Source organism: Mycobacterium asiaticum, from assembly GCF_001673315.1.
GTDB classification, from domain to species: Bacteria; Actinomycetota; Actinomycetes; order Mycobacteriales; family Mycobacteriaceae; genus Mycobacterium; species Mycobacterium asiaticum_B.
On sequence record NZ_LZLQ01000038.1, the window covers coordinates 1 to 13577 of the forward strand.

At 60.8% G+C, this 13577-nt stretch carries 12 protein-coding genes and 1 pseudogene; 8 read left to right on the plus strand and 5 right to left on the minus strand.

From position 1 onward, the window contains the following. Nucleotides 1-475 precede the first annotated feature (475 nt). Together A5636_RS06395 and A5636_RS06400 are read left to right on the plus strand one after the other, a co-directional pair. The gene (locus A5636_RS06395; protein ID WP_155763665.1) at nt 476-760 is read left to right on the plus strand and encodes a hypothetical protein; all 285 of its coding nucleotides are present in this window, start codon (nt 476-478) and stop codon (nt 758-760) included. Nucleotides 761-811: 51 nt separating this feature from the next. Continuing rightward, complete coding sequence (locus A5636_RS06400; RefSeq protein WP_065157867.1) at nt 812-1402, plus strand: hypothetical protein; 591 nt, start codon at nt 812-814, stop codon at nt 1400-1402. Nucleotides 1403-1407: 5 nt separating this feature from the next. Here A5636_RS06400 and A5636_RS06405 read toward each other — a convergent pair whose 3' ends face one another. Genes A5636_RS06405 through A5636_RS06415 form a run of 3 tightly spaced genes read right to left on the minus strand, consistent with a single transcriptional unit; the run spans nt 1408 to nt 6263 of the window. Next, a complete protein-coding gene (locus A5636_RS06405; protein WP_065157868.1) occupies nt 1408-3948 on the minus strand; it encodes a DEAD/DEAH box helicase family protein in 2541 nt (846 codons plus the stop codon). Next, nucleotides 3941-5623 carry an Eco57I restriction-modification methylase domain-containing protein gene (locus tag A5636_RS06410; protein ID WP_065157869.1) on the minus strand — a complete coding sequence of 561 codons (1683 nt, stop codon included), beginning with the start codon at nt 5621-5623 and terminating at the stop codon, nt 3941-3943. The genes A5636_RS06405 and A5636_RS06410 overlap by 8 nt, the downstream gene beginning before the upstream one ends. Then, on the minus strand, nt 5616-6263 hold the full coding sequence (locus A5636_RS06415) for an N-6 DNA methylase (protein ID WP_065157870.1): 648 nt from the start codon (nt 6261-6263) through the stop codon (nt 5616-5618). The genes A5636_RS06410 and A5636_RS06415 overlap by 8 nt, the downstream gene beginning before the upstream one ends. A gap of 701 nt (nt 6264-6964) precedes the next feature. Between A5636_RS06415 and A5636_RS06425 the strand changes: the two genes are divergently transcribed. The 4 genes from A5636_RS06425 to A5636_RS06440 all read left to right on the plus strand — a co-directional run bounded on the left by A5636_RS06425 (nt 6965) and on the right by A5636_RS06440 (nt 9464). Then, entirely contained in the window at nt 6965-7282 is a 318-nt protein-coding gene (locus A5636_RS06425) for a YbaB/EbfC family nucleoid-associated protein (RefSeq protein WP_065157872.1), read from the plus strand. Between the two features lie 113 nt (nt 7283-7395). Continuing rightward, entirely contained in the window at nt 7396-8661 is a 1266-nt protein-coding gene (locus A5636_RS06430; protein ID WP_065157873.1) for an amidase domain-containing protein, read from the plus strand. 14 nt (nt 8662-8675) lie between these two features. Continuing rightward, nucleotides 8676-9077, plus strand: a complete 402-nt coding sequence (locus tag A5636_RS06435) for a hypothetical protein (RefSeq protein ID WP_155763666.1) — start codon at nt 8676-8678, stop codon at nt 9075-9077. Between the two features lie 18 nt (nt 9078-9095). Then, the gene (locus A5636_RS06440; RefSeq protein WP_065157875.1) at nt 9096-9464 is read left to right on the plus strand and encodes a hypothetical protein; all 369 of its coding nucleotides are present in this window, start codon (nt 9096-9098) and stop codon (nt 9462-9464) included. A gap of 49 nt (nt 9465-9513) precedes the next feature. Here the strand turns inward: A5636_RS06440 and A5636_RS06445 are convergent. Next, nucleotides 9514-10677 (minus strand): annotated as a pseudogene (locus A5636_RS06445) (IS3 family transposase). Between the two features lie 218 nt (nt 10678-10895). Between A5636_RS06445 and A5636_RS06455 the strand changes: the two are divergent. Continuing rightward, entirely contained in the window at nt 10896-11306 is a 411-nt protein-coding gene (locus A5636_RS06455; RefSeq protein WP_155763667.1) for a hypothetical protein, read from the plus strand. Between the two features lie 19 nt (nt 11307-11325). Then, on the plus strand, nt 11326-11694 hold the full coding sequence (locus A5636_RS06460; protein ID WP_065157877.1) for a hypothetical protein: 369 nt from the start codon (nt 11326-11328) through the stop codon (nt 11692-11694). 721 nt (nt 11695-12415) lie between these two features. On the opposite strand, the gene A5636_RS06465 is transcribed toward A5636_RS06460, so the two are convergent. Beyond that, a complete protein-coding gene (locus A5636_RS06465; protein ID WP_065157878.1) occupies nt 12416-13576 on the minus strand; it encodes an NDMA-dependent alcohol dehydrogenase in 1161 nt (386 codons plus the stop codon). Nucleotide 13577: the final 1 nt, after the last annotated feature.

Genomic DNA, 13577 nt, shown 5'->3' on the forward strand with positions numbered 1-13577 from the left:
TCGAACGCGCTGCTCAAAACGTTATCGAGTACCGGATAAAGGCGCCTGACCGTGGGTGAGGGGTTGGCACCCTTGGCGCCAGGGTTGACACCGCCGGTGCTGACGTTTGCCCAGCTCGCAGGGGGCTTGGCACCGTTGGCACCCCTTGGCACCCCTGGCGCGAAAACTCGCTACCTGAGAGTGCTGTACGAAGTCGCCCGATTCACTTCTCTAGCTAACTGTCTGACGACAGTTGAGAGGCTGCGGGGGAGTGCGACAGGGTGCCAAGGGTGCCAACGGTGCCAAGCCCAGGCTCACCTGTCGTTATTGGGTGCCAACCCCCGGTGCCAAGGGTGCCCAACCTCTAAGCGAGGCGGTGCGGCGATGTCGTAGACGACCCTGACGCCGCCGCCGAGCCTCGGCGGTGAACAGCGTCACCGACCCACAGCTCACCAGACGGCGACCCATGCCGGGCCAACCAATCGAGGCGACCGAGATGACGACCTACACCGAAACCACCGAACCGACCGACGACCGGATCGACGCCGCGATCCTCACTGCGCTCACCGACGCGGGCTGCGACGACCTGCACCTCTGGGCTGCGATCAGGCGGCGGGTGCCCGGCTCGCACGACCGCAAGGGCGAGCGGCTGATCGCGCTGTGGCACGCGGGCCGCGTGTACCTGATCAAGATCGCCGGTCGCAACTACGTCGGCCTCGGTGACGCCGACGACATGCGCCTGGCTGCGGCCAACCGTGCCCGCGCGCCGCTCGTGCTGTGACTAACCCTGCTGTCCGATCAATGGCCGTCCGAACCGAACGGAGAAACACCGATGACCAATAACGCCGTGCGCCAGCCCGACGAGCGCAAGCGTGCGCTCGCAGCGGTAGAGCTGCGGGTACAGGGGCACACCTACGCGCATATCGCCGCGCAGCTCGGTTACGCCGACGAGTCCGGCGCTCGGCACGCCGTGCAGCGCAACCTCGACCGGCGCGAGGCCGAGTCGATTGACGAACTGCGGGCGGTGCACTCGGCTCGGCTTGAGTCGGTCCTGCTCGCGTTCTGGCCTGCCGCACAGGGCCGCGACACCGACGCGGCCAGGATCGTCCTGCGCACCCTCGACAGCCTCGCCAAGCTCTACGGCCTCGACGCGGCCACCCGAGTCGCGGTCGGCCCGACAATCAGCGAGACCGAGTTCGCCAACGAGGCCGCGCGCCTGATCGAGTCGATAGCCTCGCTCGGCGGAATCGATGACCTGCTGCGGTCGCTGCCGAACGGTGCCGGGCAGGCGGTGATCGACGCTCGCAGTGGAACGGCGGTGCCCGAGCCTAATAGCCCCGGCCACAGGCTCTATCGCGGAAGCGGGCCAAACAGTTCCGAAATCCACGTAGACGACGAATTCGAGCCGTGGTCGAACATCTGAGACGTCTACGCCTCGCGGGCAACAACCGTGTCGTACAGGCCGAAATGGCTTAGTCCTTCGTGGCTTTCGATACCGGTGTACGACAGCGATGAATCTTCGTAGCGCCGGAAGGCGAACACGGCCTGGTTCATATGCACGCTGTTGAAGACATTGAGCGAGACAAGCAAGTTGAAGTCATCCACCGTTAGACCAGTAACCGCGCGGAATAAGTCGGGTTCGAGCTTTGTGATGACGTCCTTAAGCGTGTTCTCGCGGAAGTCAGTGAGGTACATGAAAGCCGGGATGCGGGTAGCGAACTTGATCAGTTTTTCTTGGATCTGCTTGCGCTTCGACTTGTACTCCTTCTCCTCCTCGGACAGTTCCTTCTTCTCGGTGGAAGTGATGTCCTCGCCCTTGTCCTTCTTGGTTTGCTTGACCTTTTCACTCTTGTTGATGACGGTTTCGAAGACATCACTTCCGAGCGCTCGGAATCCTTCGATTTTCATCACCGCTTCAAGCGCATCTGGGTTATCAAGTATCTTGCGCAGGGTGTCGTTATCGACATTGACCAGCAATGCCGACTCCCATTTGCGGGCGAGCAGCGTCGCGGACGTACCGGCCATGGCGATGTCGAGAATGGCGCCCGCGTCCACCTGCGTCATGTGAGAGCCGTCGTAGGCAAGCACCGGGAGGAAGCTCACCAGTTCCTTCACGGCGTCCTCAGGGTTAGGTGCCTCGGGTGAGAGCCCTGCGCCGTACTCAGCGAGCTGGCGAAGCGCGCGCGTGGGCGCGAAGTCGAAAACAAAACAGACTGGTTTGAGATTCTCTTCCTCGTTCGGATCATCGCCATTGGGGTTCCGAATTGACCAGGGTGACTGAACGCGGAAGGCAGCCTGGAAGTAGGTCTCGGGTGAATTGAGGTTTCGCAGCATCAGCATCGACGACCATTGCGGAACCGTGACGCCGGTGGTGAGCTTGCCGCAGGAGAGTGTGATGGTCTTGGAGTCGTGCCCTCGACCGATTGCGTTGCGTACGGGGGGTAAAGCTGCCAACCCGATTCCGGCGCCAGCGCCCGCCACTGTAAGAACGTGGTAGTCGTGGAAGAAGACGTTTTGCTTCTCTGCCAACAAATTAGCCATGGCATGACATGCCGACACTGATGGCAGAAACCAGAAGGAGTGGTTCAGGTAGGGGAGCAGGCGCACGTCGGAGTAAGGGAACGGCGGCTTTTTCGCCCCGAGCTTGAGCGAGTCGATCTGGGTGGCGGCGTAGGCGCCGCGGATGATGTCTAGCCACTTCTGAACGTCGTTCTTGTGCTCGAATTGTGCTGCGGACCCCGTTCCTGTAGCCGCGAAGAACTCGCTGAGATCGAATTCGTCGAACTCTCCCTGCTTCGCGACTGCCAGAAGTTCGTCGGGCATCTGGTAGGTGAGGAGCCGCATCTCGGGCAGGGCGCCATAAGGATTCCATTCGTCCGGATGCTCCTCCGCCCACCGCTCTTTCGCGCGCTGCTCGTCCGTGTAGGTCCAGTTGAAGATCTGTTCCTCGATAAACTCGCCGGTCGCCAGCGCCTTAAACGGTGTTCCCGACAGGTAGAGGTAGGCCTTAGTGGTGATGGGTAAGAACTCGGTTTCGTTGTCGCCTAACTCGTCCAGCTCCTCGTTGAAGACATCCAACTCCGGGTTGTACTCGGCGGCTGCTTCTTTCTTGGCCTCCGACTCGTCCTCTCCTTCGAACAGTTCCTTGGCGCGATCACGCCATGCACCGAAGTGGTACTCGTCGAAGATCACTAGATCCCAGTTGGTCTCGTGCAGCCATGCGTTCTTGGCTTTGATATTCCCGGACTTGTCCTTGCCTAGCAGATCTTGGAAGGAGCCGAAATACACGAGCGGCTTGTCCTTCTCGGCTGTGGTGGGGTCCTTGCCTGTGGCCTTGGAGAGGTACTGCCATCCATCGAAGTCGGCGTGCGACTCGAGATCTTTCTGCCAAGCGTCTTCCACAGCCGGTTTGAAAGTCACTACGAGTACCTTGGCGGCGCTCAGCTTCTTGGCCAGATGATAGGCAGCGAATGTCTTGCCGAACCGCATCTTCGCGTTCCATAAGAAGCGCGGTACGGCGTGCGAGTCCTCATTCCAAATAGAGTTGAAGTAGTCATGTGCCTTCGCAACAGCCGCTGCCTGCTCAGGGCGCATCGCGAATGTCTCATGGTGAGTACCTGTGAGCACTTGGCCGGTGCGAAGTTCGGTGATTACTGTCTGAACGTCGGCGAGCGTGCACTCCATCCACTCCAACTCGGCGTTGGTGAAACCCTTCGCCTTGAGGCGGGCTCGCACCTGATGGTCGGTGAAGATTGATCCGTCTTCGCGCTCAGCCGACTCATCGAGATGAATGGTGTAGTTCTTGATCGCTGCGGTCTTGAGTTGTTGATCCACGCGGGCTTTCACATCGAGCGTGGTTTGGCCGATCTTTAGGAGGCCGGCATGGGCATCGTCCTCGATTGAGTACGCGTAGATGCGAAGGCGCGCGTCAGGCTTCTCTGGAAGAAGGTCCTCGATTCGCTTACTCATCGTCCTCGACTACCTCTGTCGGACCGTCGTCGTCACTCGGACGTTCTGCGATCAGCGACTCTATGAACTGGATCTCATCCGCCTTGATGCCGTAGCGCTCGTAGAGGTCTTCATCTGTCCAGACACGATCCATTGGGAGAACCGGAACGAATCGGTATGAATCACGCGTGATGTTCTGAGTAATCTTGCGCAGAGACACCAGGAAACGTACGAAGCGCGTGCGCATATAGGCGGCGAGGTTTCGCGCTTCGGTCTCGGACTTGCATACACCGATTACGAGGTATGTCTCGGTACATGCCGTCCCCGGCGCAGCCACAACGGGCTCCCCAAGAATTGTCACGTCATCTCGCCCGCTAGTCCCATGCGCCTTGACTAACAGAACTTTCCACTGGTCGATCCAGCTCTGGTTATTGGTGATGGCAGATCGCTCCATATAGGAGGTGACTTGGTTTCCGTAGACGAGTACAGGGTCTTTAATGCCCGCCGCCGTCGGTTTTCCGCGCTGATTCGTAAGACCGAAAGGTTTCCTAGCCGAAACTTGGTCGCCGAGACTCGCCTCGGGCTGCTCGCCAACGCGAAAACTCGAGACACGGTCGAGGATGCGCACAGCCTCGTTACGCCGCACCAGGACGTCGTACGCGTCGAGGCTGCGCAGTGCAGGTTCTCCGATGACCTCGCTTCCGACCTTGGTCACCACCTCGCAATCGCCATTGTGGTCGCGACTCCACAGCCAATACGAGACACCTCCCCGAATCTTCACACCAGGAAACACGTCGTATAGCTGCGGGTAATCGACGAGCTTCACGAAGTGGCGGTCGCCAAGCATGCGATCACGGAAGCTGTCGAGGCCCTTCCCGCCTGAGAACCAGCGCGATGGCGTAATCATCACGGCATACCGTGGTTCGAGCGAAAGCGCTCGCTCAACGAAGAGGTTGTATATCGGTGTCGCGGAGGCACCACCGCCGCCGCCGCCGTCGCCGAGCTGAAACGGTGGATTGCCCACGATTACGTCAAATTGCATGTCATCTCCGAACAGCTCGGCGATCCGAGCTTTGATGTCGTCGGTGTGTATGAACGTGTAAGCGTGCGTCTCTAGGCCCTGCTCACGGTCGAGTGCCTTCTGACTGGCACCGCAGTATTTGCACCTACCGTTGGTTCCTTTGGTGACCGGGTTGCCTTGCTCATCGGCTGTCTCGATGAATTCGGTGGCGCCGACCCACTCGTGTTGGCCTGGCTCAAACCAGATGTTGCCGTCCTCGATGTCGAAGGACGCGGCGATGGAGTGCTTTCCATTTGCCCACTTCGAGCAGTAGACGCTCCGGCGGGCGATCAGGCTGGTGAGGTTCGTAATACCGATGCCGAAGACTTGTCTGGTCAGGATGTGATCGACGCGTTCCTTGAGGTCACTGATCTCGTCCTTTAGTCCGTCGGTCAGGCGTGACGTGATCTCGCGGAGGAAAACGCCGGATTTTGTGAATGGATCTAAGTAGGTCAGTGATTTGTTCGCCCAGATGTTTGCTCCATCGTTCTCGGCTGCCCATGCCTCCGCGAGCAGGTCGAGCATTTGGTTGGCGATTTCCGGCGGGGTAAATACCTCGTCATTCGACAGGTTCGCGATGCACGTCAGTACATCGGGGTTGCGGTTACGCAACTTGAGGGCTGCTTGTTCACTCATCGAGGCTCCTTCCCGCCGCGATGTCCCTTACAGATAGAAAGCCGTGGTCCCTGGCGGGGGTGAAAATCTCATGCTTACCAAGATCAGCGAAAAGTGTGTCGTCGGCGCCGAAGGACGACACTCTTGTCAGCGTGTCGAAGCGGAAGTCGCGACGGTGGTACTTCCCCTTACCGATATACGACCACTCTGGAAAAGTGATGGGCCGGGGGCGGATTTCTCGCGTCGTCATCGACAGTGCATCTCCGTGCACAATGTTGGCTTCCAGCACCTGCGCGGCAGCGCTGTACCACTCGCTGGCCGGACCGACGGCGAGATACTTGGCGATGACATCCAGCAAGTTCTGCCGACATTCGGCGACGTTGTCCTGCAAAAGTTCGATGCCATAGATCGACATGAGAGCCAGAAGAGCTTCGTATCGCCTCTCGAAGTCGCTCCTGCCGTACCGGGCGTGGACTGTCGCTAATTTCCGCCTTAGAACTGGGACCAGGAAGAATCCCGAACCGCACGCTGGCTCGAGGAACCGGGAATCGATCCGCTCCGATTCCCCCTTTACTAGATCAAGCATCGACTCGACCATCCAAGAAGGCGTGAAGACCTCGCCGTGTTCGGCTACACGCTCCCTCGACCTCACAATGTCCACAGTGCGAGCCTATAAGTTCGGACACCATCCGAAGGCGAAGCTGGCGGCGAGGCCGTCGAGCCCCGTCGAGCGCCGCGACGCCCAAGCGCGGGCGAAGTCGCTGGATAGGGCTGCCGGGTGAGTCGGCTCTTGAGCTTCTGGCAACAAGCAATGATGGAATCGCTGCCCGAACACCCGTTCGCCGTGTCCTAGCAGTGTCCTAAGACTCTCGATCACCCGCTAACACGCATTAGACGTATCGGTACGGAAACCCCATGCCGACGTGGACGTTTCGACACGCACTAGACGCCCGTACACAAGCCAGCACACCCTGTTTCACACTGGCAGTGTGGGGGTCAGGGGTCCGAGTCCCCTTAGCTCCACCCTCTGACCTGCAAGCATCGTAAAATCCGAGGCGGGCTACATGACCGGCCCACCAGTTGGACTACGCCGAAGAGGACGCTCGGGTGTTCCGCAACGCGGTGGGTGGCCGGTGCGGTACCCGGCGTTTCGCACAATCTGGGACCGAGCGGTGGGCAAGGCCAAACTGGACCCTCCGCCCACGGCGCGCCATTTGCTGCACGCCTGCCCATCCTGGTTGATCGCCGCCGGGTTTCCGCTGATGACGGTGAGTCACCACCTCAGTCATGCGAGTGGGAAACTGACTGCCAACGTCTGCACCGACGTCGACACGAGTGCCCGTAAGGTCGCCGCCCGTGCGAATGACTGACGACGACTCTGCTGACCTCGTCGGCCTGGCTAATTTGCTCGACAGAGTCGCTGGTGAGGCCCGGTCAGAGGGCGGCCTGGTGGAAGTCAAGGTCGACAGCCGAGGCCGGGTCACCGACGTGTGGCTCGACGACCGCGTGTCTCGTGTCCCCGCGGATCAACTCGCCGAGGCAATTGCAGAGGTATGCGGTGCGGCGTTCAACGACCGGCTTGACCGCCTGGCCGAGGTGATCTCTGACTACGACCGCACACATGGTCTTGCTAACGGTGTGCTTGATCATCTGCACGCCGCTGTCGACCGGTTGCGATAGTCGGCGGTCGGTAAACTCACCGCGCATCGAGTCCCGCAAGGCAGCACGGACAGACCGCCGCCCGACATACGGTATGAGGGTTGCCGCCGGATTGATTGTCATGGGGAGGGGTTGTGGTCACCTTCGCGCAGTTGCGCGACGCTCAGCCCGCGCTATGGCAAACGGCCGCCGATGACCTCCTGGCGGTGGCCAAACAATCTGAGCGGACGGCGGGCAATATTCACGCCAACGGGGCGAAGAAGCTGGAAGAGCACTGGCCGGATCACACCGGCACCCTAGCTCGCAACGTGCTGGTTCAAACTGCGAACCGAATGGTCAATACAGGCGTCCTGGCACGCGGCGCCACCACACCTTTGGATACGTTGCAGGACGCGGTGGAGATCGCCCAGCGGGAACTGGCGGCTGGTGTATCCGAGGCGACGGCTAAGGGCTTCTCGGTCGGTGACGACGGAAGGGTGAGTCTGCCGACGGCCAGCGTTGACCCCGTCGGCGACTTGATGACTGCGTTGAGATATCAGCAACGGATTGCCGATGCGGTGCAGGCCGCCACTCAGGCCGACCGGCTGTGTGCCGATGCCTTGAGCGCGGTGAGCCTCAACCCCGACGACGTCACCGTTGAGCAAGCGCAGAACGCGCAGAGCGCGGCAGTGCGCAAAGCTGTTGAAGAGATCCGCGATCAGCTCCCAGATGGCCTGCCGCCCGAAGAAGTCGGTAAGTGGTGGGCGGCTTTGACTCCGCAACAACAGCAGCAACTTCGTCTTGCTGCTCCCGTGGAGTTGTACGACCTGCCCGGCATACCCGCCGACGTCAAAGCTCAGCTGATCAACAACGGCAACGGATACAACCCCATCGAGGCGGTCAGGTGGGCGTACGCGAACGCCTCCAACGAGGGTCTCAACCGATTCCCCAACTACTGCGCACTATTCGTGTCCGAATCGCTGCGGGCAGGTGGTCTGTCAGAGGTGGAAGGCCGTTGGAGCAAAGAGGATTGGGCAAACTTAATACCTAACATGCCTAGTGTTCATATCCCCTTCACGGATCGAAATTTCGATGCGGACCAGTACCGATATACCAAGTCTTGGTACAACGCCGACGAGCAACGGAGCTTCCTAGTGAATAGCGGAGCCGCTCCGGTTCCTGTCTCGCAGGCCCGTCCGGGCGATGTCATCTATTTCAACTGGAGCGATCCCGCCGCGCACAACGGTGAAGTCAGCCACCACGCAGCAATCGTGTCGAGCGTCCTTCCTAACGGCGAAGTGCTCTACACCCAGCACACGCCGGGCGCGGTCAATTACAGCTTCCAAGACCGGCTCCCAATAAGGCTTCAGGAACAAGACCCTCAAACCGTGGTCGTCATTCGCCCGGGGGGAGTGCAATGAGCAGTCTCAGTGTTGTGAAACAGGCTCGATGGTGGTTCGTCGCTGCCGCGATACTGCTTGCCGGTTCGTTGGTGGCGCTGTACGTGGGTGCATGGCGAGTTGACGCGTGGGTACACCAGCTGGAGAGCAATCACTGCGCGACGCCCTGGCCGGCTGCGCCAAACCTCACCGCACCTGGGTGGGCGACCGTAGGACTTGTTATCCCGACCATGCTCTGCCTGGTGGCAGCTGCAGTGCTAGTCCTGATCGGAAAGCACCGCTGGTGGCTGAAAATTCTTGCGACGCTTGGTGTATTGGGTGTTCTGCTGGTGACGTTGTTTGTCCTGCTCGTCGGGTACAGCGACGCGACCTCCGGTGTTGATCGCTACACGGTGAGTGGCAGCGACGGGGGGCCGTTGTGTCCGGCTTCAGGATAACCGCTGAGGGGAGATCAAATGAGCGGTGGTGACTTCGTTCAAATTGCACCCACCGAAGTCAAGAACGCTGGGAGCACCATCGAGACCGAGGCAGCCACGGCACGCGCCGCGCTCGTCCCGCTATTCGACTCGGCTCAACCTGCGGCCAGCGGGAATCCTGGCTTCGTCACCGGGCCGAAGTTGGTGGCTCTGGCGGACTCGCTGAAGCGCGAGATGGAGTCCACAATCACAAGGTTGGCCGGAACTGGCAGCGCCATAGTCTCTTCGGCTCAAGCCATGTACAACGTCGACAACACCCACGGCATGGACATCGATGCCGACAACGCGACCGGCCTAAGCCGTGTTGCTACTGCACTCAACGGGCTCGGGAAACCACCGCCGCAGTAGGTACTTCAAATTTCGACGGGTCTGCTGCAGGGATAGGTGACAGTTTCGGTTACGCGGCCTGGTGGGCCGGTGCGGTCATGATTGCTTCGAATTCGACGGGGGTCAACCGGCACAGACCGGCCTGTCGTCGGCGGCGGTGGTAGGTGCGTTCAATCCAGTGACGATCGCGAGCCGTAACTGCTCGCGGGTGTCCCAGCGGCGGCGGTCCAAGACGTTCTTTTGCAGCAGGCTGAAGAAGGACTCCATGGCCGCGTTGTCACCGGCCGCCCCGACACGGCCCATGGACCCGACCATGCCGTGACGGCCGAGTGCCCGCACGAATTTTCGGCTGCGAAATTGCGACCCGCGGTCGCTGTGCAGCACGCAGCCGGCGACATCACCGCGCCGTGCCACCGCACTGTGGAGGGCCTGGGTGGCCAGTCGGGATTTCATCCGGGAGTCGATGCAGTAGCCGACGATCCGGGTGGAGAACACGTCCTTGATCGCGCACAGGTAGAGCTTGCCTTCGCCGGTGTGGTGTTCGGTAATGTCGGCCAGCCACAATTGGTTTGGCGCATCCGCGGTGAAATCGCGGCCCACCAGATCGTCGTGAACGGGTGGACCGACTTTGCCGTTCTTGCCGCGTTTACGCTTGCCGAACACACTCCACCAACCGTTGCTCGCACAGATCCGCCAGGCGGTGCGCTCGGCCATCGGGTGGCCGGCATCGCCGGCCTCGGCGACCAGGAAGCGGTAGCCGAACTCCGGATCATCGCGGTGAGCATCGAAGAGGGCGTTGGCCCGATACGCCTCGGCGTATTCGGCATCGGTGACCGGACTGGCTAGCCAGCGGTAGTAGGGCTGGCGGGCGAGCTTGAGTACCCGGCACGTCACCGCGACGGGAATCCCGTCGGCGGCGAGCTCTGTCACGGGCGGGTAGAGCCTTTTCCCGGCAGGTTGGACTGCGACAGGTAGGCCGCCGCGCGGCGCAAGACTTCGTTTTCCTGCTCCAACAACCGGATTCGCTTCCGCGCTTCACGCAGCTCCGCCGATTCGCTGGTAGTTCTGCCTGGCTTAGCGCCGTCATCGACGGCCGCCTGGCGCATCCACTTCGACAGCGTTATCGGGTGCACCCCGAAGTCAGCGGCGATCTGCTCGATCGTCACACCGTCCTCACGGTTGCGCGCAACCGCACGACGTCATCGCGGAACTCACGGGGATAGGGTCTTGCCACAGTGACATCCTTCCAGCCCGCCCACCCTGGGCAAGCGATCTCAGGTGTCACCTATTCGTGCAGCAGACCCGAGTGTCCGCTGTATTGCCTAATGGTGACGTGCTTTATAGCCAGCACACACCCGGCGCTGTTGACTACAGTCTTCAGGACCGAATGCCGATGCGGCTGCAGGACCAGGGAGACCAGAGTGTGACAATAGTTCGCCCCCAGGGGCCTCGGTGAATACCGTCGGCGCGCTATGGGTCCGAAATTCTCGGTGGTGGTTTGTCGTATCGGCGATCTTGTTCACCGTCGCTGCAGTGCCCTTGGGTATCGGTTCGTGGCGCAACCACGTGTGGGAACGCGAGGTTCTGCGACGAGACTGCACGCCGCCGCTGCCGCCGCACCCCGACACGGACTTCCTTGGCCAGGCAGGCTTCAGCCTTATTGTCGTCGCGATGCTTTTCCTACTCATCGGCCTAGTACTCGTAGTGGTCGGTCGTCACCGATGGTGGACCAAAGCCAGTGCCGCAGTGATTTTGGCAGTCGTCTTCGTATTAGCACTATGGCTTGTAGTGCTGCTTATCTTCGTAAAGGATTCACCGGACTCGACCGGGGAGCGGTTGCCGTGCCAGTGGCTGGTCGGTTGATTGGCGAGAGGATTCGGAAATGAGCGGTGGTGACTTCGTTCAAATTGCGCCCACCGAAGTCAAGAACGCTGGGAGCACCATCGAGATCGAGGCAGCCGCCGCGCACGCCGCGCTTGTCCCGCTATTCGACTCGGCGCAGCCTGCGGCCAGCGGGAATCCTGGCTTCGTCACCGGGCCGAAGTTGGTGGCTTTGGCGGACTCGCTGAAGCGCGAGATGGAGTCCACGATCACCAGGTTGGCCGGAACTGGCAGCGCCATAGTCTCTTCGGCTCAAGCCATGTACAACGCCGACAACACCCACGGCATGGACATCGACGACGACAACGCGACCGGCCTAAGCCGTGTTGCTACTGCACTCAACGGGCTCGGGAAACCACCGCCGCAGTAGGTACTTCAAATTTCGACCGTGCATTCCGTTACGGCTTGCTTGGGCGGCGGGCATGCATTCGACCTTCGCCGATGACCACGGGTTTTCGAGCTGACGATAGGTCAGCCCGAGTAAGAACGCCAGGCCGTACAGTTGCGAAAACGGTGAGACAGTCAACATCTCCGCTGAGCGCTCGGCGGCTGCTGATGAGCGCCGAGCGGCGCCTCACTACGTCTCTTAATGACCACACCGGCGCCGTCAGGTTCGAGGAGCTGGCGAACAATTTCGGCTACGCCAGGCCTCGAAGTATGGGCAGCCCAGACGCCTGGTGCCAATCGCACGGTGGCCACTTGGTGCACCCATCATGTCGAGCCCTCGACCGGGGTCAATGACGCAACACGAACTGGCTGCCGCCGCTATATCGCCAACGACATCGCGGCTAAATCCTCAGCCACTCAGAGCCACTCAGCCACGAGGACTTCGCCATCCTGCTGTCGTCAATCACCGGCCCATGACGACCGTTGGTGGAGTTCTGGCGCGCAACTTCAATTCCAATGCGTGGGCACCTGCCTTGTTCCGGGCCAAGAAAAGAAGTTTTCGTTATTGGAGCTTCACCGCATCGCACATCTGGACGTGGTCGTTTCGGCAACGATGCGGGGTTTGGCCAGAACGAGCAGGTGTGCTGCATAGCCGGCGTTGGTCTCTCGCCCGCAAAATTTCAGGCAAGTCGGCTTACCGGAGGTCAGAAGGCGATGACTCCGCGGATATTCTCGCCGGCGCGAAGGTCTTTCATCGCCTCGTTGATGTCATCGAGCTTGTATGTCTGGGTGACCAGCTCGTCGAGCTTGATCAGACCCGCCTCGTACATCGACAGTAGTTTCGGCATCGCTTCCCGCGGGTTCATCTCGCCGTAAAGCACTCCCTTGAATGTCTTGCACGAGCTGATCATGTCAGTAAGGACCATCGGCACCATGAGGTCGGTTATCTTGGGCATCGCCGTCAGCACGCACGTTCCGCCCTTGCGTAACAACATCATTCCCATCATCACCATGTCCGTAGGCACCACCCCGGGCGTGAGAATGACTCGGTCGGCCATCACGCCCCAGGTGATCTCTTTGACCACTTCTAGCGCGACGCCGGTGTCGACAGCAGTGTGGGTGGCGCCGAACGTCGGCGCAATCTGGCGTTTGAACTCGTTTGGGTCCACGGCGACGATGTGCTTGGCTCCCGCGACTTTCGCGCCTTGCACGGCGTTCATGCCTATTCCGCCGACACCGACTACGACGACCGTGTCACCTGGTTGAGTACCCGCCGCCACCGAGCCTGACCCGAATCCGGTTGTCACACCGCAGGAGACCAGGGATGCGGCCTCGAGCGGAATCCAATCATGTACTTTCACCAGCGAGCGCTCGGATGCCACCACGTACTCCGAGAAGGTGCCGACCTGCATCATCGCCATGAGGTCCTCGCCCCCCAGGTGGCGACGTCGGGTGCCGTCGGTGGTCATCGCCTTGTCGTAGATATTGGCGCCCACGTCACACAGGTATGTGTAGCCGGTCACACACCATCGGCAGCTGCCGCAGGCCGGGAGAAACGAGATGGCCACGTGGTCACCAGGTTTCAAGGTCGTCACCCCGGGCCCAACCGCTTCCACGACACCGGAACCCTCGTGTCCACCGAGCATGGGAAACCACTCGGGCACCGGGAGTCCCGACGCCCGCATCAACTCCTCCATCTCCGTAGTGGGCACGCTGTCGCCGGTGTAGAAGTGCTCGTCGGAATGACAGATGCCGGCGTAGGCCATCTTGACCAGGACCTCGCCGGCGTGTGGCGGATCAAGTTCGACCTCGGTGACTTCCCAGTCCACACCTATACCCCGCAACACGGCCGCTCTTGATTTCATC